Annotated in this window: 10 protein-coding genes; 4 read left to right on the plus strand and 6 right to left on the minus strand. The window is 43.9% G+C overall.

The features are described from left to right. Nucleotides 1–6 precede the first annotated feature (6 nt). Nucleotides 7–1,740, minus strand: coding sequence for a lysine--tRNA ligase (lysS, locus tag C7Y71_RS11590; RefSeq protein WP_111899128.1), 1,734 nt, complete (start codon nt 1,738–1,740; stop codon nt 7–9). 158 nt (nt 1,741–1,898) lie between these two features. Here lysS and C7Y71_RS11595 point away from each other — a divergent pair, with 158 nt between their 5' ends. Further along, nucleotides 1,899–2,144: a DUF6965 family protein gene (locus C7Y71_RS11595; RefSeq protein ID WP_146739480.1), complete on the plus strand. Its 246-nt coding sequence runs from the start codon at nt 1,899–1,901 to the stop codon at nt 2,142–2,144. Nucleotides 2,145–2,431: 287 nt separating this feature from the next. Beyond that, entirely contained in the window at nt 2,432–2,635 is a 204-nt protein-coding gene (locus C7Y71_RS11600; RefSeq protein WP_111899149.1) for a winged helix-turn-helix domain-containing protein, read from the plus strand. A 124-nt stretch (nt 2,636–2,759) separates the two neighbouring features. On the opposite strand, the gene C7Y71_RS11605 is transcribed toward C7Y71_RS11600, so the two are convergent. Next, complete coding sequence (locus tag C7Y71_RS11605) at nt 2,760–3,869, minus strand: hypothetical protein (RefSeq protein ID WP_146739479.1); 1,110 nt, start codon at nt 3,867–3,869, stop codon at nt 2,760–2,762. Nucleotides 3,870–4,086: 217 nt separating this feature from the next. Between C7Y71_RS11605 and C7Y71_RS11610 the strand changes: the two genes are divergently transcribed. Beyond that, entirely contained in the window at nt 4,087–6,447 is a 2,361-nt protein-coding gene (locus C7Y71_RS11610) for a bifunctional dihydroorotate dehydrogenase B NAD binding subunit/NADPH-dependent glutamate synthase (protein ID WP_111899125.1), read from the plus strand. 812 nt (nt 6,448–7,259) lie between these two features. After that, the gene (locus tag C7Y71_RS11615) at nt 7,260–16,463 is read left to right on the plus strand and encodes a LamG domain-containing protein (protein ID WP_193215926.1); all 9,204 of its coding nucleotides are present in this window, start codon (nt 7,260–7,262) and stop codon (nt 16,461–16,463) included. A gap of 724 nt (nt 16,464–17,187) precedes the next feature. On the opposite strand, the gene C7Y71_RS11620 is transcribed toward C7Y71_RS11615, so the two are convergent. The 4 genes from C7Y71_RS11620 to rsmG all read right to left on the minus strand — a co-directional run bounded on the left by C7Y71_RS11620 (nt 17,188) and on the right by rsmG (nt 22,333). Then, nucleotides 17,188–18,588 (minus strand): glycoside hydrolase family 125 protein, encoded by a 1,401-nt coding sequence (locus C7Y71_RS11620; RefSeq protein WP_226943606.1) that lies wholly within the window; start codon nt 18,586–18,588, stop codon nt 17,188–17,190. A 313-nt stretch (nt 18,589–18,901) separates the two neighbouring features. Continuing rightward, a complete protein-coding gene (locus C7Y71_RS11625; protein ID WP_111899122.1) occupies nt 18,902–20,986 on the minus strand; it encodes a TonB-dependent receptor plug domain-containing protein in 2,085 nt (694 codons plus the stop codon). A 66-nt stretch (nt 20,987–21,052) separates the two neighbouring features. Continuing rightward, complete coding sequence (locus tag C7Y71_RS11630) at nt 21,053–21,694, minus strand: MBL fold metallo-hydrolase (protein WP_111899121.1); 642 nt, start codon at nt 21,692–21,694, stop codon at nt 21,053–21,055. Nucleotides 21,695–21,706: 12 nt separating this feature from the next. Beyond that, complete coding sequence (gene rsmG / locus C7Y71_RS11635) at nt 21,707–22,333, minus strand: 16S rRNA (guanine(527)-N(7))-methyltransferase RsmG (protein WP_111899120.1); 627 nt, start codon at nt 22,331–22,333, stop codon at nt 21,707–21,709. Nucleotide 22,334 lies beyond the last annotated feature (1 nt).

Below are 22,334 nucleotides of genomic sequence, written 5' to 3' on the forward strand. Positions count from 1 at the left end.
ATCTGTTTAATCAATCTTCGTCAACCACTCGCTGATGTCAGCCACACTGGGCTTCACTACGTCCAATTTGTATTTCTTGATGATTTCGCCTATCTGCTGCTGAATCTTCTGCGCATTACCTTCTTTCATGTCGCTGACCAGGTAGTAGCCCACTTTCTGAAGAACGGGCACAATCTCTTCCGGCACACCAATCGCCACGTATTTCTCTGCAGCATCGCGCGGAGCCTGCTTTTCGGGGCGCATCTGCGGGAAGAACAGCACTTCCTGTATGAAGAATTGTCCTGTCATCAGCATCACCAACCGGTCCATGCCTATGCCTATACCCGACATGGGCGGCATGCCGTACTGCATGGCACGGAGGAAATCCTGGTCGATGAACATTGCCTCATCGTCGCCCTTCTCGCTCAGGCGTAACTGGTCCTGGAAACGCTCTTCCTGATCTATCGGGTCGTTCAACTCGCTGTAAGCATTTGCCAACTCCTTGCCGTTTACCATCAACTCGAAGCGCTCCGTAAGGTTCGGGTTGTCGCGGTGCTTCTTTGTAAGCGGCGACATCTCGATGGGGTAGTCTGTGATGAATGTAGGCTGGATGAAACTGCCTTCGCAGAAGTCGCCGAAAATCTCGTCAATCATCTTGCCCTTGCCGAAAGTCTCGTCTATCTGCTCCATGCCCAGCGTCTTACATATCTCGCGAATCTCTTCTTCGCTCTTGCCGTTCAGGTCGTAGCCCGTCTTTTCCTTGATGGCATCAAGCATCGGCAGGCGGCGGAAGGGTGCCTTGAACGAAATCACGTTATCGCCCACCTTTACCTCTGTCGTACCGTTCACGTCGAGGCAAATCTTCTCAAGCAACTGCTCTGTGAAGCACATCATCCACTTATAGTCCTTATACGCCACGTAAAGTTCCATGCATGTGAACTCGGGGTTGTGTGTACGGTCCATGCCTTCGTTGCGGAAGTTCTTTCCAATTTCATACACACCGTCGAAACCGCCTACAATCAGGCGCTTCAGATAGAGTTCGGTGGCGATACGCAGGTAGAGATCCACACCAAGGCTGTTGTGGTGGGTGATGAACGGGCGCGCACTCGCACCACCGGGGATGGACTGAAGAATAGGAGTTTCCACTTCCATGTAGCCATGTGCATCGAAATATTCGCGCATCGACTTGAATACCTGCGAGCGCTTCTTGAATGTATCTTTCACCTGCGGATTGACAATGAGGTCCACATAGCGTTGGCGATAACGCAGTTCGGGGTCGTCGAATGAGTCGTATGTCTGTCCGTCCTTCTCCTTTACAACTGGTAGCGGCTTGATGCTCTTGGCAAGCAACGTCAGTTCCTGTACGTGTACACTCACTTCGCCTGTCTGCGTGCGGAATACGCAGCCCTTTACGCCGATATAGTCGCCGAGATCGAGCAGTTTCTTGAAAACCACGTTATACATGTCCTTGTTCTCGCCCGGGCAGATGTCATCGCGAGTGATGTAAATCTGTATGCGTCCTTTCGCATCGAGCAGTTCGCCGAATGATGCCTTTCCCATGATGCGGCGGCTCATCAGGCGGCCCGCGATGCAAACCTCACGCTTTGTCTCCGCGTTGTCGTCAAACTCCTCAAGTATGTCTGCCGTATAAGCATTAATGGGGTATTCCGCAGCAGGGTAGGGCGTTATGCCCATCTCCCGCAACTGCTCCAGCGACTGGCGCCGGTTTATCTCTTGTTCGTTTAAATCGAGTATGTTCATCTGTTGATATAAATAAATTGTTAGGAATGAATGTCAATCATAAAAACACTCGTCTGTTTCAATCAACATTCCAATATTGCCTGCAAATTTACAATCTTTATGCGAAATTAGTTATCTTTGCTGCTGAAAAAAAGAAAACAACGTCACATTCTGTTACTATGGCATACAACAACAAAGAGACATACACCAGAGAACAAATAGAAGAAATCAAGGCATGGTATGATGCCCATCAGGCGGAACTGCCCAAAGAGATAGAACTCTGCCAAGGCGAGGTCTGCAAAGACCTTCCGAAAATGGTCGGTGCCGTCCTGGCAACAGCCGAAGAACAATTCAATAACCCCACCTTCAAGCGCCTGCTGCAATACCTCTTTGATGTCAGACAGAAAATAGAGGGGCAAGCATAGATCATGAGAGTTTGGAACACGCTTAAGGCATGTTCTGTTGATTCTGATAATACTGTGAACTACATTTCTATGCCGTAGGCTTCGCTCGGCGATGGCTCAAGTTGTGGCGAGAACTCTCAATTTTTTCCTCTCCACTCTCTTTTGTCAAACCGAGTTAGCAAACATTTTTCATTTTCAAACATTTTCTCCACTTTTTTTCAAAAAAAGCAAGTTGTTACAATAATAAACGAATATTCGCACTACTTTTGTATTGTCATAAATAAACGAATATTAAATATTTATTGGTTATGTATCAAGAAAAAACAGGCGTTAACGCCGGAAATGTTTGGAATGCACTCAACGAAAATGGTGCAATGACAGGTAAGGACCTCAAGAAGGCTGCTAAACTCAAGAACGACAAGGAACTTTACCTCGCTCTTGGTTGGTTGCTCCGTGAGGACAAAGTAGAAATTGCAGAAGAAGCAAAGGAAATCAAGGTTACTCTCAAGTAATCAGAATTTCTGAAATCATTGTTGAAGGAGAACGGCACAGTGTCGCTCTTCTTTTTTTTGTATAAAACTGAAAAAGGGGAGCGACTTGTGCCGTTCCCCTTGATTGTGTGTGTAGGTCTTGTTTTTATCTGCGACCGCCGCGTCCTCCAAAACCACCGCCACCTCCGCGGCTTGAAGGAGCACTGCTTCTGCTCATTGATGAGCCGCCGGAGCGTCCGCTTGAGAAACTACTGCCGCTTGAGCGGGATATTGAGCCATTGGAGCGTCCGCTTGAAAAGCCGCTACTTGGACGGGATATTGAGCCGTTGGAACGTCCGCTGGATAGGCTGCTGTCGCTTGGACGAGACATCGAGCCATTGGAACGTGCGTTAGATTGACTACTGCTTGGACGGGACATTGAGCCGCTGGGGCGTTCGCCTGAGAAACTACCGCTTGGACGAGACATTGAGCCATTGGGACGTGCGTTAGATTGGCTGCTGCCGCTTGGACGGGACATTGGATTGCTGCCAGTGCTTGAGCCGGGGCGTGCACCGCTGTTCCCTCCAGGACGTGCACCGCCATTTCCACCAGGACGTGCACCGCTATTTCCACCGGGGCGTGCACCGCTATTTCCACCGGGGCGTGCACCGCTATTTCCACCAGGACGTGCACCGCCATTTCCACCGGGACGTGCTCCGCCGTTTCTGCCACCTCTGCCTAAGTTTATCGTGCCGCGATGTCCGCCGCCCGGGTGTGTGCTGCGATAGTGGTCGCCTAATCTACGTCCGCCACGGTCGAAACGGCGTCCGCGGAAAGGACTGGGACCACCGCGATGACGTCCGACCCATAGTCCGCCGCGATAGGAATAATAGAACGAAGGACGTGAGTAGAAGTAGATGCCACGACCATAGCGATGGAATATCGGGTAGTACCATGCTGAACGATACCAACGAATCGGGTGGAAGAAGTAGTCGAGCGTGCAATAGAGTGAATATTGCGTATCCCAAAGGATATAGCGCAAGTCTTCATTACGGTAGTTCCAATACATACCATCAATGTCAGCCACCGAATTGATGCTCAGGAAATATTCCAGATTGATTTGGTAAACGCTTTCATACTGTTCGTCAGTAAGGTTGAGTTCGTATGCCATCTTATCCGTCAGATAGAGGGCACGTACGCGGGCTTCATCGTAGCCCAGTGCATTAGCAGATAATACTGCAAAAAGCATTGCGAATGAAAGAAGTAACCTTTTCATGATATAAATATTGTTAAATGGTTATTAATTGTCTAATTTCTCTCTTTTTGTAAACTTTTGATGCGTTTCGGGTTTTTTGGTTTAATCTGTTGCAGAAAAAAATAAATATATACGGAAGTCCATTTCCATATAATAATGTTGCAAATATAGTGAATTTTAAAATTAATGGCTAATTTTGCGAGTTCAAAAAACAGACATAACATAATAATTAAATAAAATGAATAAGATTGTTTCGAAAGAGCTATACTCTGAAAAAGTTTTCAAACTTGTTGTTGAAGCACCACTCATTGCGCGCTCCAGAAAGGCAGGAAACTTCGTTATCGTGAGAATTGGCGAAAAAGGCGAACGCATACCATTGACAATAGCCGAAGCCGATGTGGAAAAAGGTACAATCACCCTTGTAGTTCAGGCTGTGGGACTTTCTTCAACCAAACTGATCAAGATGAAAGAGGGCGAATACCTCACCGATGTAGTAGGTCCACTTGGAAAGCCTACAGAAATTGAAAACTATGGTACTGTGCTTTGTGCGGGCGGCGGTGTAGGTGTTGCACCAATGTTACCCATCGTGCAAGCGTTGAAAGCGGCTGGCAATAAAGTAATTGCAGTCCTTGCCGGACGAAACAAGGACCTTATTATCATGGAAGATGAAATGCGTGCTGCAGCGGATGAAGTTATCATCATGACGGATGATGGCAGTTATGGAAAGAAGGGACTCGTTACGCAGGGTATGGAGGAAGTTATCAATCGCGAGAAGGTTGACAAGTGTTTCGCCATTGGTCCTGCCATTATGATGAAATTCTGTTGTATCCTGACCAAGAAATATGGCATTCCTACGGATGTTTCGCTCAACACCATCATGGTGGACGGAACAGGTATGTGCGGTGCTTGCCGTATCTCCATTGGTGGAAAGACAAAGTTTGTCTGCGTTGATGGTCCGGAGTTTGATGGACATGAGGTTGATTTCGACGAAATGCTGAAGCGTCTTGGTGGTTTCAAACCACAGGAGATGGAAGCATACGAAGCACATGCGTCTAAACTTGACCAATGCGATTGCTGGAAAAAATCGGAAGAAGACGCAGAAGAAGTAAAAGTACAGTCTGCACCCCAGGAAATCGGTGCTGAAACTGAAGAGGATAAGAGTCGCAATGCAGAGTGGCGCGTAGAACTGCGTAAGGCAATCACTCCCAAAGAGCGCATGGCAAAACAGCGCTGTGAGATGGAAGAACTCGATGCAGATTATCGTGCCACGAGCCTACACGAAGAGGTGAATCGCGGGCTATCAGCCCAAGTGGCTGTGGCGGAAGCACAACGCTGTCTTGACTGCAACAATCCCGGTTGCGTAAAAGGTTGCCCCGTGAGCATCGACATACCGCGTTTCATCAAACATATCGAGAAAGGCGAATTTGTTGAGGCTGCACATGCCATAAAGGAGAGTAGTTCGCTGCCCGCTGTCTGCGGACGTGTCTGCCCGCAGGAAAAACAGTGCGAGAGCCAATGTATTCATCTAAAGACGAAAGGTAACCCTGTGGCAATAGGTTATCTTGAACGCTTTGCTGCAGACTATGAACGCGAGCATAATGCCGTGGCACCAATCGTGCCAAATGAAAAGAAGGGAAAGAAGGTGGCTGTCGTAGGCTCCGGGCCTGCAGGGCTTACTTGCGCAGGCGACCTTGTTCGTCGCGGTTACGATGTAACAGTATTCGAAGCGCTACATGCGCTTGGAGGTGTGCTTAAGTATGGTATTCCGGAGTATCGTCTGCCAAACGAAATTGTTGATTTTGAAATAAACAACCTCAAGAACAGCGGAGTGAAATTCGTGAAGGACTGCATCGTAGGTAAGACCATCACCACCAAACAACTCGAAGAGGAAGGCTATAGCGCCATTTTCGTGGCAAGTGGTGCCGGACTACCCAACTTTATGGGTATCCCAGGCGAAAACCTTATCAACATCATGTCGTCTAACGAATACCTCACTCGCGTGAACCTTATGGATGCCTCAAATCCGGACAGTGACACACCCATCGTGTTCGGCAAGCATGTGGCAGTAATCGGTGGCGGTAACACTGCAATGGATTCTGTGCGTACAGCCAAGCGTCTCGGAGCAGAAACAGCAACCATTATCTATCGCCGAAGTGAAGAAGAAATGCCTGCACGTATCGAAGAGGTGCGTCATGCCAAAGAAGAAGGCGTCATTTTCCATACCCTCTGCAATCCTATCGAATACCTTGCCGATGAACAAGGTAGAGTACAGAAAATGGTACTCCAGAAAATGCAACTCGGAGAGCCCGACGCCAGTGGACGCCGCCGTCCGGAGCCAATTCCAGGTGCGACAGAGACAGTGGATGTAGACCTTGTCGTAGTAAGCATCGGTGTCTCGCCGAACCCTATCATTCCGAATAGCGTGGAAGGTCTTGATCTCGGACGTAAAGGTACTATCGCAGTAAACGAGAACATGCAGTCAAATATCCCAACCCTTTTCGCAGGTGGCGACATCGTACGTGGTGGTGCAACAGTCATCCTCGCCATGGGTGATGGCAAAAAAGCTGCTGAAAGTATAGACCAGATGTTATCGGAATAAGACAGAGCACCCTTTTGCTTTAATAATATAACTATCCGGCTTGATAGCCGGATTTTTTTTTGCTGATGTCTCGTGCGAGCACAACAGGAAAATGCTCTGCGGGAAAAATTAACAAAGAGTTAAAAATGAAAGAAAATGGAAATTCATGATAATTTAACGTAAGCGAGCAAATCAAAAAATTAATGTCAATTGACGGTGATTTATGGAGAATAAAAGACAACGGCTAAAATTCAAAAAATAATTCGTGTCATTAGTGTAATTCTTGCCTTACACACGAGTAAGGCTCAACGACGTGGTTCAATTTTATAAAAAATGCTTATAATGCAAAATTTTTTTATGTGATGTTTGTACAATGTAATTTATGGTTTATTAACAAAAAATATTGTTTTAATATAGCAAATTGACATGTGTACATTGCAAAAATTAAAGTATTGATTAAGATAATTAACAAATTATGTAATTTTTTTTTTTTTTTTAATATATGGATGTTAAATTTACAACGAAAATAATTTTGCTTTAAGCAAACACATTATTTTATATTTTAAATTACTATTATTAACATTTAAAACGTGAAGTTTATGGAAAAGAGATCTTCATTTAGCTCTAATGCTTGTCATGCGAGAGACGGTGATAGGCGTGCGCGGCAAAGCCGATGGCTGGAGCCGTTAAGAGAAAAGTTATGGTTGGGGAAGCGGTTGGCTTTCCTGCTTATGCTCTTGATTTATAGTACAGGTGCTTTTGCCCAGGCCTATATTACTGATTTGTTTATTATAGGTCATGATAAGGAATCAACGGCAAATAATCTAAAAGATTTGAAGAAAAAAGAAGGCTGGACTGTTATTAATTACGACCTTAACAAAAACGCCGGTGGTTGGTTTATATATTTGTGCTATAAGGTAAGTGATAATGCCAATCCCGAAACTGACTATATAACAGATATCTGTGCTTCTACTAAAAATAACTCTAAGTTAGTCTATGATGGTAGGACTTATTATAAAGTTCCTAACAGTACACCTCTTGCCTTTGACGGTGATTTGAATAAGAACGCAGGAGGTGAATTCATCTACCTGTATTATACTAAAGAACGCAAGAATTTAAGCTCTTGGGGCGGTTCTAAACGAGTCATGACTGGACTCACTGTCTCAAATAATACTAGCGACCACCATGTAGTTTGGAGAGAAGGACGTAGCGGTGCTTGTGATTTGAATCAGCAAGCAGGTGGTGATTACATTTATTTACACCAGAAATTTGCCACACAGACACTGAAAATCAAGGAGCATCCCACTATGGCTGCACCGGTGTATGATGGTACTAACAAAACATTGGTGTCTAAAACGGCAAGTGGCAACTATGGCACAATGGAATATCGTGTCAATGGTGGCAGTTGGACAACAAACCTGCCAACGGCGAAGAATGTTGGCAATTACAACGTGGAATATCGCCTTAACGCTTCATACGCCAATGCAAGTGAAGTAACAAGTAAGACGGTTACCCTTAGCCCACCGGTAGTCCAACCATCAAGTTTTACTGCTCAGTTTAACCAATTATACCGAAAAGTTGAGTTGGATTGGGCAGTAGGAAATATTCCGGGTAACTACAAAGACTACAAATGGGAAATATATCGTGGTAATGCGAAGATAGCCACCGTGGGTCCCGAAGGACCACTTTCATTCGATGATACAGAATTTACCAACGAGTCGAATGTTACCTATAGCGCTTACTATGTGTCAAACTTCTGGCCCAGTGGTACGAAAAACAGCAATGCAGTCAGAACTGCAACAGTGAACACAACTCGAAGAGTACCTGTAAATATTACGGAGGCTAAAAGTGAATCCGATAGAATCATATTTAAATGGAAATCTGATGGCTATCCCAGCGGTTGGGGTAACAAGTTCAATATCTATGTGGACAATGAAAAAAGTCCTATCGCTACAATCACTCCAAATGATAATCAGGAAGATTTCCAGTGGGAGCACCGAACAACAGATAAGCATTCTGATCGCAAAGCATTTACTGACCCTGTGACTGGTGTTCCGTATGTAGAGGAGCCGCTCAATGGCTGTACTCCACACAATTATCGCATTGAGGGTGTGATAGGCAGCAAGAAACTTAATGAGGCAACAGTCAATAGGAAGGCTATCGGCAATGGTACGCAGTTCTATTCTCTCGATGCCACGAAGGGTGTCTTCCCTGGTACGGTGAAATTGTCATGGCGAGTGAATATGCAAGGTTCCACAGATGCCAAGACATACATCGTTGACCGTCGTCGTGCCGAGAAGGAAACTGAGCCTTGGGTAACGCTACATCGCACTTCGAGCAGCGATGAATACGTTTTCTATACCGACGAGACACCGCTGCCGGGACAGTACTATGACTATAGGGTCACAGTGCTTGATAAATGTTCCGACGGCTCGCTCATTGAAACCGCTATCACCGACATTGGTTTTGCACAGACCACCGGTACGGTGAGCGGACGTGTCACCTATGGATCTACCGGTATCGCAGTGGCTGGCGTGCAAGTGATGGTGAAAAAGACGGGTTCTATGAACGAGGATTCTGTTCAGTACCGCTCTATGCGATTCATCAACGATGGTGGTGCTGTGTCATGGACGTATCCCGAACCTACCTATGCTCAAGAAAAACTCAGCCGCGGCGATTTCTCCATGCAGATGTGGATTAAACCGGAAGAGTTTGCACAGAAATGGGTGGCCCGACTCAATGACAAAGTGGCACTTGGCTTCAATGAAAGTGGCAAACTCATCTTTAGCGACGGAACCAATGAATATAATTTCGGACTCACGCTGAAGAGAAATAAGTACAACCACGTGGCGATGATCCGCAGCGGAAAGAATCTCACATGCTACCTGATAGATGCAAATACCGATGGCACCCTGCTCGTGAGAAAGAACAGGCAGACGCTCAAAAACAATGTTGACACCCTGAATATGATTGGTGCAAAACGGTTTGAACTGGGCAACTTCAAGGGTTATGTTGACGAGTTCCGTCTATGGACAAAATCTCTTACAGAAGATGAGATTAAGGAAAACTACGACCATATGCTCGTGGGCAACGAAAGGAATCTGGAAACTTATTGGACCTTCGATGAAGGCTTGAACACACAATTCTTCGACTACTCACGCGATGGTAGTGTATATCATCAGCATCATGGAAGGATTGGCAGTAGTGTACAATCATCCACAGATACACCTTCTGAATTGGCACTTAAAGCAAAGACCGATACAGATGGTAACTATATCATTCAGGGTATCCCATTTACAGGCGAGGGCACCACTTATGCCATCGAGCCTAAACTGGGTATCCACGACTTTAATCCTACTCAGAATCTGCGCTATGTGAGTAATAATTCACTGGTACACAACCAGGTAGATTTTACTGATATCTCTTCATTCCCAGTGAAGGGTACTGTTTACTATGCCGGTACCGATTATCCAGTGGAAGGTGTATGTTTCTATGTGGATGGTATCATCTGCTCTAAAGACGGAGAGGTGGTTTACAGTAATGCTGCCGGAGAATATGAAATCAGTGTGCCTATTGGCGAGCACTTTATTTCTGTTGCCAAGAGCGGCCATGTCTTTACAAATGCAGGACGCTATCCCGCAGCTTCAGACACTGTGCGTACAACCGAAAACTTCAACTCCAAAATTACCGGCCTTGATTTCTATGATGAGACACTCGTCAACTTTACAGGTCGCATTGTCGGAGGTAGCATAGAGGGCAATAAGCCCGTAGGTTTCGCGCAGAGTAAGAACAATATTGGTGTGACAGAATTTGTCCTGACACCGGTCAACACTCTGCCGAATATGAATGTGGTGAGGACTGAAAATGAAGGTGTCCTATCTATTGATGTTAATACAAACACAGTGCCCATAGCATCCGCAACTTCCCATATCAATAGCAACTCATGGCGCGGTGCAAATACTGATGCCAAGAAACTGTACATCCGCACAGACTCCGTAACGGGTGAGTTCTCGGCAATGGTGCCACCACTGCAGTATACTGTAAGCAAGATGACTGTTGTGGGCAATGGTGCAGAAGTCGGACCATCTGTAAGCATTGACCTCACCAACCCCAATATGGTGCAAAGCGATACACTTTATAATGAAGATGGTACTGAATATGAACTGTACGAGTACAACACAATGCTCAAGCAGACATATCACAGCTCACCTTCATTCATCGTAAAACAGCAGGGGCGCAATGACGGTTCGTTCGGTATATCAGAGTTTACATTAGAGGATGAACTGGGTCGGTTGGAAATTAACGACATCTACTCCGTTGATGATAACGGAACGGTAACATATAAATATGGAGCCCCGTTGTTCATCAAGGAAGATAGCTACACATTCGAAATCGAAGGCTTCGAGGAATACACTAATGCCGACAATGACGTTAAGAGCCATGTGCCTCTCAAGGGTAACAGAGTAGTTGTCAACAACGCCCTCTCAGCCTCACAGAGTGTGTATGTGGAAGATGGCAATGTGAACGGTGTAGATGTGAAAGCCGGTGAAGTTGCCGACATTACTTCCAACGAACTGACACTCGATGATAATGGTAAGACGACATACAAATGGATAGCAGGTCTGCCAAATATTGCAGAACCTTACACACGTACGATATCTATTAATTATGACATAGAAGGACGACTTCTCGACTGGTCTGGAAACGGAATGACGGGTATCATACTGGGTGATCTGCCAACGGGCAATAACTTCGTTACTGCAGGTCCCGACAAGTTGCTCATGATTCTGCGCGACCCACCGGGAACAAATTCATCTGCAACATGGACATCAGGAGAAAGTGTAACACACTCTGAAATTAAGGGAAGTACTTTCTCTGAGAATTTCACGACGAAGTTTAACCATAAGTTCGGCTTCAAGAATGCAGTCATCGTAGGTACGCCTGCAACCGGTACTATCACTGAAGCAGAAGTAGCAGACGATTTGTCTGTCGGCGTGAAAGTGGAGGCTTCGGGTGAGTCATCCAACACCAACACTTACGTAACAACTATCACGACCGACATCAGTACTTCTGGAGCACCGGAATACGTGGGTGACAATGGCGATGTGTTTGTCGGCACTGCCACAAACATTATTTTCGGTAAAGCCCGCAACATCGGATTCCAGCGTGATGGAAGTGGTGTGAAACTCGGACTGGAGAATATCGTGACCACTGGTATGAAGTTTGGTACTGCATTCACCTATACACGCTATTACATTGAGAATGTCCTGTTCCCCAACTGGGAGCAGATGCTCACCAAATTCCTTAACTATGCACCAACGCAGTCAGACATAGACAGCTATGAGAATAATAGCAGTGAGGTGAAATATTTCACCACTCTCAAACCAACAGATGCTGACTATGGTAAATCCGGAACCTATACGGCTAAGCCTCCAAAGTTTATGCTGCCAGGCATAGTGTATGAAGACTCAGTGAAGTGGGTGCGCACTCAGATTGACAACTGGAAGATTTATCTCAAGCAGAATGAAGAGGCTAAGGTGAAGGCTTTTGAGAAGCGTGACAAATACTTGAAACTCAATCGTTCGTTCGACTCAGGTTCAAGCATTACCTATACATTGCAGAAAGATGAATCTAGTAAACATACTTACGAATGGAACTGCGCCGCCGGTGTCGTAGCTTCGAATACATTCGGATTTACACTTGCTGGCTTAGGCTTTGACTGCACGATTGAAAATGAAACTTTGGGCGGACGTCACGAGTCCACTGAAGACGAAACAGCGAACACGACCACTTTCAGTTACACACTCGCTGAAGAAGGAGATGACGATGCTATCACAGTTGATATCTTTGATTATGACGGCTACGGACCTATCTTCCGCACACGCGGTGGTCAGACTTGCAACCCATACGAGGGAGAAGTTGTAACCAAGTATTATGAACCGGGCACTATTATCATGGAAGCCACAATGCAGATTGAGGTGCCGAAGATTGCTGTAGATGTGCCTATCATGAACGACGTGCCTACAGGTACGGCTGCCAACTATACGTTGCAGCTTAGCAACCAATCGGAGATTGACGAGGATGTTTATTACAAACTCCTTATTCCAGATGAGTCGAATCCTAACGGTGCAAATCTGATGATAGACGGTAAACCAGTTACAGACAGTCGCATCATCAAGATACCGGCGGGACAGACTGTTACCAAGGCACTGCAACTTAAGCAAACCAATACCAGTATCCTTGACTACGAAAATATAGCAGTCGTACTTGCTTCTCAGTTCCAGTATGACCCGACAAGTACCTGGGAAGTAATTTCCGACACTGTATATATTTCTGCGCACTTCGTGCCTTCGTCGTCGGATGTGAAACTTGCCATATCGAATTCTTTGATGAACACCGAGACTGGAAGCGACCTCGTTTTGACATTCTCTAACTTCGATCGCAACTATCACAATCTCAAGGCATTCCGCGTGCAATATAAGAGACCGGGCACTACAGACTGGATACAGCTCAAAGAGTTTGTGCTCAATAGCAAGGATAAGACCAACAGCAACGAGATGCTGCCAAGTACCGGCGCTAATGTAGCCCTGCCGCTCCCAATGGCAGACTACAATGATGGCAACTACACTTTCCGTGTCGTTTCGGTGGCAACTTATGGCCCAGATGAAGTGTACAGATATAGTGAAGAGCTGTCGCTCGTTAAGGACATGATGCGTCCGCGTCCACTCGGACAGCCTGAACCAGCAGACGGTGTGCTCGACATTGGCGAAGACTTGAGTGTAACATTCAATGAGAATATTCTTAAGGGTGAACTCACAAAGACAGCAAACTTCAAAGTAACCGGTGTACTCAATGGTGCAGAAATTGACCATGAGACAGCCCTCAACCTTAGTGGTGCAGAGAATGTTGCAACTACTGATGCCGACATTATGTTGGCAAACAAGGACTTCAGCATTGATGCATGGATTAACCTTAAAGGTGGAGTAGGCACATTGCTCTCACACGGACGTGGTACCAAGAAACTCATTGTCGGCATCAATGAAACCAACCAACTTGTGGTGAAGATTGATAATGAGTCTTACACTTCTACCAGATCAATACCTACCAACAAGTGGGCATTCCTGACAATGAACATTACCGCTGGCGGTATGCTTACTGCTTCCGTGGCTGACGATGCAAACGAGACGGAACTCTTCAAAAACAAAGAAGTAAATATTTACGGCGGTAATGGTCCACTGACTGTGGGTAATAATATCAGTGGAGCTATCCACGAACTATTGCTTTGGGATGAGGCTCACGATATATCTACTGCTCTGGCTAACCGCAGTAAGACTAAGAGTCCATCAACACGCCACCTTATTGGTTACTGGAAGATGAATGAAGGCGAAGGTATAGTAATACGCGACTATGCTCGTAACCGCCACATGACAATGCCTAACGAAACATGGTATATCAACAATGAGAACAAGGCTGTCAGCCTCGATGGTCAGCACTACGTAAGTATCAATACCGCAGACATCAACGCCTTTCCGGAAGATGACGGTGCTATTGAGTTCTGGGTACGTGGCGACAAACAAGATGCTGTAGCACAGCTTTTGCAGTTAGGCGAAGTTGGTCTCTGGACGAATGAACAAGGTGAACTTCAGTTCACAATTAAGGGAGCCTATAAGGAGGCTGCTCAAATGGAAAGCATTGCTACCTCAAGCGGAAATATCCTTGATAACGCATGGCACCATATCGCAGTCAACATTCTCCGACAGGGAGCAACAGCCGTATATGTTGATGGCAAACGTTGCCTCACAGTCAATGGAGCAAATGTTGGTGCAATCTCAGCTGACAAACTGATGGTAGGAGCTAAGCGTACCTCTGTATCTCCTGGTATTTACAGCTACGACCGTCCATTTAAGGGTGAGGTTGACGAAATCCGAGTATGGAATGCAACCCTCAACGCTGACCTGCTGAATAAGTACCGCAAAGTTCGCCTTGTAGGAAACGAAGACGGACTCGTGGTTTACTATCCGTTTGAAAAGAGACAGCTTGACAGTGGTAATCAGTTGCAGACCGTGGGTAATGATGCTGACCTTACCGGTAGCGGACATACCGCACAACTTCTGACTCTGGCTTCTAAGAAATCAGATATCAATTATACTGACGAAGCACCTGCTTTGCGCACCAAGCCGATAGAAACCAATGTTAGTTTCAATTTCGTAGCATCTGACAACAAGGTCGTTATCGAACTCGATGAAGATCCCGCAGTGATTGAGGGATGTACAATTAACCTAACAGTACGCGACCTGCGAGATGTTAATGGCAACTTCTCAGAACCAGCTATTTGGTCTGTATTCGTAAACCGCAAAGAGCTTGCATGGAAGGAAAACGTTATCACCGCACAACATCAGGTTAAAGACGCTACCACCCTTACAGCTACAGTGGTCAACAATGGAGGCCAACAGCAGATGTGGACACTCAGCGGTATGCCATCATGGCTCACTCCAAGTGAAGAATATGGTTCTACCAATCCAAGGAGCGAGACTATTGTTACATTCTCCGTTAATCCGGCAACACCTATCGGTAAATACGAAGAAACCATCTATCTGAAGGGTAACGATGGCATTGAGATACCACTCACACTCAACTTCTGTGTCACAGGAGAATTGCCACAATGGAACCTCAATCCAAGAGATTTTGAAACATCGATGAACGTAATCGGTCGAGTAGAACTGCTTGGTATGCCTTTGACTGATGCCGATGACATATTGGCTGCCTTCGTGGGCGATGAATGCCGCGGAGTAGCACACCTTGAATACAAGGATCGCTACGACGGCTACTATGCAACCATCAATATTTATGGCAATAGCGGAGATGAGAACAAGCCAATCACTTTCCGTGCATACGATGCTTTGACCGGCAATCTCTATCCTGCTGTTGAGCCTGATAGAAACATCAAGTTTGAAGCGCTTACACTCATTGGTAAGTATGCTGATCCTGTGGTGTTCAACTTGCTCGACAAGATAGAGCAGTCTACAGAACTGAAGGCCGGTTGGAATTGGATTTCTCTCAATGTTAAGGCTGAAGACATGAATACTCAGACCATCTTCGAGAAGATTGCAACAGAAGTTATCACTATCAAGAGTCAGAACAATGGCTGGTTGATGTATGAAGACGGAGAATGGGCAGGTAGCATGACTGCCGCACTGAACAATAGTCAGATGTATGCCGTTCAGATGAAGAATGACTGCACTCTGCGTGTCCTTGGTAAAGGCGTTAATTCTTCCAATACTACCATTACCATCAATCCAGGATGGAACTGGGTAAGCTATTACGGCCGTCAAGTAGCCACTGTGGGTGATGCATTAGCAGGAATGCAACCAGTAGATGGAGATATTCTCAAAGCTCAGAGTGGTATTTCCTATTTCGATACATACGAATGGGAAGGAACCATCCCAATGATGGAACCGGGCGCAGGATATATGGTAAAGAGTGCTACCAACAACCAGCGTATCTATGGTTACTCAGCTATCACGGGAGCCAAGGCACCTAAGTTGAAGATCGTAGCTCTTGAAGAAGAGGCTGGAGATTTGGGTACCAATACGTTCAAACCAGTTGATTTCCGCAACTACTCTGGTAATGCCATCATGACTGTACAGATTATGAATGGCAAACAGCCGATGAGCAACACGGAATTAGGTATCTTTATCGATGACGAATGTCGTGCATCAGCTGTTACAGACAGCCGAGGTATTGCTTACCTAACAATTCCTGGTGACGACTCAGCAAAGCTTACCTTCAAGATTGTGGTAGGAAATGACATCGCAGATGCAAACGAGACACTCACATACGAGAAGGATGCAGTCTATGGCTCTCCCAAGCATCCGTTCGTCATTGACATAAGCACTGTTACCGGCATTCTGTCGATGAATATTGACCTACTTGGCTCGAAGACAATCTTCGATCTCCAAGGACGCCGTATCTCACCACAGAATGTAATTAAGAACAATATCTACATCATCGATGGACAAAAGTGCATCGTAAGATAAGATATATTAAACAAATAGGTTAGGCGCATCAAAAGGTGCGCCTAACTTTTTTAAAAAGATACTAAACTAATGGTCAATTATTTGATAATTACATGGAGAATAAAAATCCTCTACAATTGCCATGAATTACCCATATATTTTGAGCTAATAGTTTTTTAGACGTTTTCTACGCACAGCGTCTTGTATTTGGAATAAATCCTAAGGTTTTCTTTTCATCGTTGCCAATGCGTCCTGTAAGGGCAAATGCAATGACCTATATTTTTATAACAGCAAAAATAAAAGTTAATTCATGATAATTCATGGAGAACAAATGTTTTTCAAACGAACAAGTTCGATGACATGATTAAATATGAATGCGTTTTAGTTATATACAAATAGTTAATAATCCACTATAGAAACTTTCAAACAAAGACCTAAGAAGGCACGTAGTTTCCATTTTGTATTATTATGGAAAATCTGTCCTCTTTCCCTACATTTGTGATGTTATATATCATCAACATACCATAAAATTATTTTTAGTCTGTCGTACCACAGCACCATAAGCAGTGATAATTGCTTTTGGAAAGCGGTAATGCATGGGTATGCGTGTGTCATCAAAACTCATTGAAGCATTGCTATATGCTATGAAAGCGGATAGGGAGCTAATATTTATTATTTGTAGACCTTCCAATAAATTTTGTAATATAATGTATTGTTTTTTAAGATTTGGTAATCTTTCTTGTCATTAATCAATCTCAATGCTATTGAGCAATTCTGTTTTTCCATCGTCAATGAGTTTGATGATAAGCTCACCAAAAAGTGTGTTCTGCCAGGCAAACCAGTCACGGGTGTATTTCGTGGCATCGTCTTTGTTGAACGACTCGTGTATAAATCCTGTACCGGCATCGGTGGTCATGAGCATTTCTATGCAGTGCTTGATTTCGGCATCATCGGTGGCGGTAAATGCCTTCATCATAATCGACATAGGCCACGGCATGTCGTAACCCACGTGCGGTCCGCCGATACCTTCTCCAGCCTTTCCCTTGAAGAAGTATGGATTGTCTTCGCTCCAAACGAAGTGCCTCGTGTTGCGGTAAACAGGGTCGTCTGCTGGAACATCTCCCAGATACGCCATAGCAAGCAGCGAAGGCACATTGGCATCGTCCATGAGAAGTTGATTACCGAATCCATCTACTTCATAAGCATAGATTGGGCCATACTTTGGATGTTGGTAAACGGCATACTTCTTGAGCGCATTTTCAACTTCATCAGCGAGTGTGTTGCATTCTTCAGCCAACTCTGTGCTATGATTTACCTTTGTCAGAATTTCTGCAGCGTGCCGCAGTTGGGTTACTGCCATGAAATTGGAAGGCACAAGGAACAGAAATGTTGTAGCATCATCGCTCGGACGGAAAGCGGATGCAATGAGTCCAACAGGCTTTGTAGGTGCGCCCCAACCGCCATTGTTCATCGTGTCGAGTTGTCGGTCAGTAACGCGCAGGAAACTATAGTTGCCGCGTCCGTCTTTGCGCTGCTGGTCGCGGAATGTATCAAGTATGTTCCTTATGGCATCAAGCCAAGATGCGCCAAAAACAGAAGTGTCGCCTGTAACTTTCCAATATTCGTAGGCAAGACGTATCACGTAGCATGGAGAATCGATTTCCCATTTGCGTTCGTGAAGCATCGGAGTCATCTTTGTGTTGTCGCTCATCCATCCACCATTGGGATTGGGCTCGCGATTGAAAGCGTTGGCGTAAGGATCGATATTGATGCACTTGAACTGTCGCAGCAACACACCAGCCAGCATCTTGCGCAGATGCGCATCATTTTTGGCGAGTTTCACGTAGGGAAATACCTGTGCGCCTGAATCGCGTAGCCACATGGCAGGAATGTCGCCCGTATAGACGAACGTGTCAGGCAGTCCGTCAGTATCCTTTTCGTCAAAATGTACTGTGGTGTCGAGTGTGTTTGGGAAGCAGTTTACAAACATCCAAGCCAGACGCTTGTTCGTAAGCAGACCAACGACCTCTCTGATTTTTGCTTCTACGGCTTCGCTGCTGAAAAGTCGGTTTTCCAGTGCAGGGCGGTTGTTAACGCGAAGCACATCAGCCTTTTCTGCAGGAATTACTGTTTGTGCAGAAAGCATAATTGCAACCGTAGCAAATACTAATGTGAATATCAATTTTTTCATGAACCAACTATTTATTCTTGCTTATATTTACTAATAGCAAATTTTTACAGTTTACGTTTTGCATTTCCTTATATAAATGCGAAGACAGCACCACTTCCAGAACCTATTAGACTGGGGTCATTATCGGACCCTAAATCATCAGAGCCTAAAGAAAGTCTTAAAGCGTTACTACCACTGAAAATGTGAAGCATCTTAAGTTTTGAAAGCATTTCTATGAAGGATGTGTCATTTTCATTTTAAAATGATTTATAATTAAACATCAATAGCATTATTCATGCCCTATCAAATTTCTGCCTTGTTTGGTCTCATCATCGTAAATTCCAGAATCTGTCAATATTCTTGTTTTCTTTCCTTTATGTATCTGATAGGAAAGTCGCAAAAAGAACATATTATCATACGTCTTTAGATTAAGGCTCTGTTTTGTTTTATAAAAACCAGCATCAACTTGCTCATGTTGCCATGAGCTTAGTCCCCAATGAATTGGTAATGCATAAATAAATTGCCCACGTAACCTACCTTTCAACCAAACCTTCTGAATTGTGAGATTGCAAAGATCCTGCCCTGTCTCTTTTATGCCTTGCAGTAGACACATGGATTGTTTGTCTTTACTATATTCCAATGAAACAGAAAATGCCTTTTTTTCATTATAATAATTCAGGACAGCATTACCAATAAATCTGGTTTTGCTTTTTTTGTGGAAATTATTATTGCTTACTGAATTATGACAAAAACCAATGCCAGCTTCCAAATTAAATTTTGAGGATAAATCCAAAGAATAAGACAGTATGGTAGAGTTACTGAAAAAACGAGCATTTTCGTACGACAGAATATAATTTCCATTACTATTTTGATAATAGTAATTACTTATTCCATTTCTATTGTATTCTATCTCCGAATGTAAAGCTATATCGTGAAAAGCTATAGTTCCTGAAAATTGATGCAATGAAGTTTGTGCCTTGAGATTTGGATTTCCCTGATGTGTAATTACTCTGTCTGTTTTGTAAGTTGCTTCTGACAACTGATATAGTTTTGGGTAATTGGGGGTATTAACATATCCGAAGTCAAACTTCAAGTTCTCATTAGGTGAAGTGAAATTTAATTTTATTGTCGGTTGAAAGTTAAATCTTTTCTCATTCGCTGAATGGATACCTATCCCGGCCAATCCAACCCTCAAACACCAGGAATCAGAAGGATTATATGTTCCGAACGCATAAATATTATAACGGTTGCTATGTATTTTTGCAGATATCAGACTCTGTGATGTCTTGTAGAAATTAGAAATATAGGTTGCACCAAACTCCAGTTTGCACTTTTTGATTCCGGTATATTGAGTATTTAATTTGCTGAAAGAATATTTTTTACTCTGCTCATAAACGGATGTAGTCCCATCAGCACAATTCATGTTGTCTTTAAAAACATAATTAAGTCCTGAATAAACTCCAAGTGACCAGTTATCAAAGAATTTTGTTTTATAACCTAAACTTATTTTTATATTGTGTTCCTTAGTGTCTGATTCTATATCTTCAAGAATCCCAATGTCATCACCATTATCATTCTTAAAATAATTGACGGTTTTCTCTCTATATTTAAAAGGATTATATAATGCATTGAATGAAATAATGTTATTATTATTTATCCTGTAGTCTGCCGCAATACGATATGCGAATTCATTCCGTGTTGTTAACTGGTTTGGATTACTTGGAGAATAATCAAGTGACTTCATTATCTTATTGTCGTATTCCTTTACAGCAAGAACTGGATAATTCCAATCAAATCGCCCATACACAGCAGTTGCATTAACATCCCATCTGCTACTACGATATTGCATACTCAAAGAAGGCTGTTCACATGCCACAATATCTTTGCCGTTATTTCCTGTAGGAGACATAATCAAAAAATTGCGAGCGAACAAATCAAACCCATGATAGTCCTCCTTTAATATTATATTAACAACATAGCGAACCCCTTCTACAAGATGCAGACCATCAACTTGATTAATGATTTCAACCCCTTTAATAGCATTAACAGGTATATTTTTGATTTCTTCAGAACTCTTATCCAATCCATTGATTTGAAATGCAATGCCAGACGTTCCATTTATCTTAATCTGCTCATTTATTGGATTATAACGCACTGAAGGAAATTCCTTGAGCATGCTTAATGCATTAAAATGCTTATTCCGAATCTTATTCGTAACAATCAAATAAGAACCTGTATTTCGTTGTTGAATTCTTTTCGTTGTAACCTCTACAATTTCTAAGGTATCAACAGTTGACGAAAGACTATCTTGAGCATATAGACTCTTTGACATTAAAAGACTAACAATCAAGACTAATGATTTAAGAATATTCATAATAGTTCCTTAATTAAAAGATTTACATAGCCTAAGATAACTAGTTTAAAATATAAAATCAAGAACTTACAAATATGGATTGTACATCTTTTCATAAGCGATTGTCGTTTCACCGCCATGGCCAGGAAGCACGCGTGTATTCTCCGGCAATGTCATGATTTTTTCCGATAGGCTTTTTATGAGTGTTTCGTAGTTACCCCCGGGTAGGTCTGTTCGTCCTATACTCCCTTGAAAAACAGAATCTCCGCTCAGCAATACGCTATCGGTTGCATCGTAGAAACATACCCCGCCTGGCGTGTGACCGGGTGTGGCGATGACCTGCAGGGTAGTGTTGCCAAAACTCAGAATGTCGCCTTTGCGAAATGTACCTTTCAGTGGCGGCAAGTCAAGAGGAATGTCGCGGTGCATGAAGAGACGCACCTGTTCTTTCCCAGCTTGATAATTCAGAACATCATCTTCACCAATTTCCGGACCTATGCCATAACGGTCGTAAATATGCTGTGCGCCAAAGATATGGTCGAAATGGCCGTGTGTCAGCAGCAAGCGTTCCACTTGCAGTTCGTTCTCGATGATGAAACTGTCTATTGCTGCTTTTTCTTCTTCGAAGAATGCACCGCAGTCCACGATAGCGGCTTTTTTTGTCTCGTCCCATAACAAGTAGGTGTTTTCACCTAATGGGTTTACAATAAATGTCTTTATATTCAGCATAATATATCGTTTTTATACATGAATATATACCACTTTTTTAGTCTCGTAGTATTCGTCATCGAAGAAGTCGCTCAAATTCCATGTTTCGCAACTTTTTTTGAAAGGTTCTAATTCGCCATGCAAATCGCCGCCTTTCAAACAGACAATGCCATTTGGTATAGAATTTTTTTGCTTTTTACTGATGTTTTTTCGCACCAATTTGGCAAGTTCCGACAGGTTCATTACGGCACGGCTGACCACGAAGTCGAACGTTTCTTTTTCTTCGATGGCGTTACGGTGTGCCAATGTGACATTTTTCAGTCCTATACCTTCGCATACGGCAGTAGCCACTTTAATTTTCTTACCAATGCTATCTATTAGATGGAAGTGAGTTTCAGGAAAAAGAATAGCAAGCGGTATGCCTGGCAATCCGCCACCTGTGCCAACGTCCATTACGTTGGTGCCAGGACGGAAACACAAAACCTTCGCAATACCCAGACTATGCAAGATATGGTGTTCATAAAGGTTATCAATGTCTTTACGAGAAATGACGTTGATTTTGGCATTCCATTCGCGATAGAGTCCATCCAAAGCCTCAAACTGTTCGCGTTGAATGTCTGATAAGTTAGGAAAGTATTTGTAGATAGTTTGTACTGCCATA

Source organism: Pseudoprevotella muciniphila, assembly GCF_003265305.2.
Lineage (GTDB): Bacteria > Bacteroidota > Bacteroidia > Bacteroidales > Bacteroidaceae > Alloprevotella > Alloprevotella muciniphila.

Coding starts and splice junctions, on each gene's coding strand:
- C7Y71_RS11605 (WP_146739479.1), bottom strand. CDS start 3,869: ATGAAAAGGTTACTTCTTTCATTCGCAATGCTTTTTGCAGTATTATCT.
- C7Y71_RS11600 (WP_111899149.1), top strand. CDS start 2,432: ATGTATCAAGAAAAAACAGGCGTTAACGCCGGAAATGTTTGGAATGCA.
- C7Y71_RS11630 (WP_111899121.1), bottom strand. CDS start 21,694: ATGCTGAATATAAAGACATTTATTGTAAACCCATTAGGTGAAAACACC.
- C7Y71_RS11625 (WP_111899122.1), bottom strand. CDS start 20,986: ATGAATATTCTTAAATCATTAGTCTTGATTGTTAGTCTTTTAATGTCA.
- C7Y71_RS11610 (WP_111899125.1), top strand. CDS start 4,087: ATGAATAAGATTGTTTCGAAAGAGCTATACTCTGAAAAAGTTTTCAAA.
- C7Y71_RS11620 (WP_226943606.1), bottom strand. CDS start 18,588: ATGCTTTCTGCACAAACAGTAATTCCTGCAGAAAAGGCTGATGTGCTT.
- lysS (WP_111899128.1), bottom strand. CDS start 1,740: ATGAACATACTCGATTTAAACGAACAAGAGATAAACCGGCGCCAGTCG.
- C7Y71_RS11595 (WP_146739480.1), top strand. CDS start 1,899: ATGGCATACAACAACAAAGAGACATACACCAGAGAACAAATAGAAGAA.
- rsmG (WP_111899120.1), bottom strand. CDS start 22,333: ATGGCAGTACAAACTATCTACAAATACTTTCCTAACTTATCAGACATT.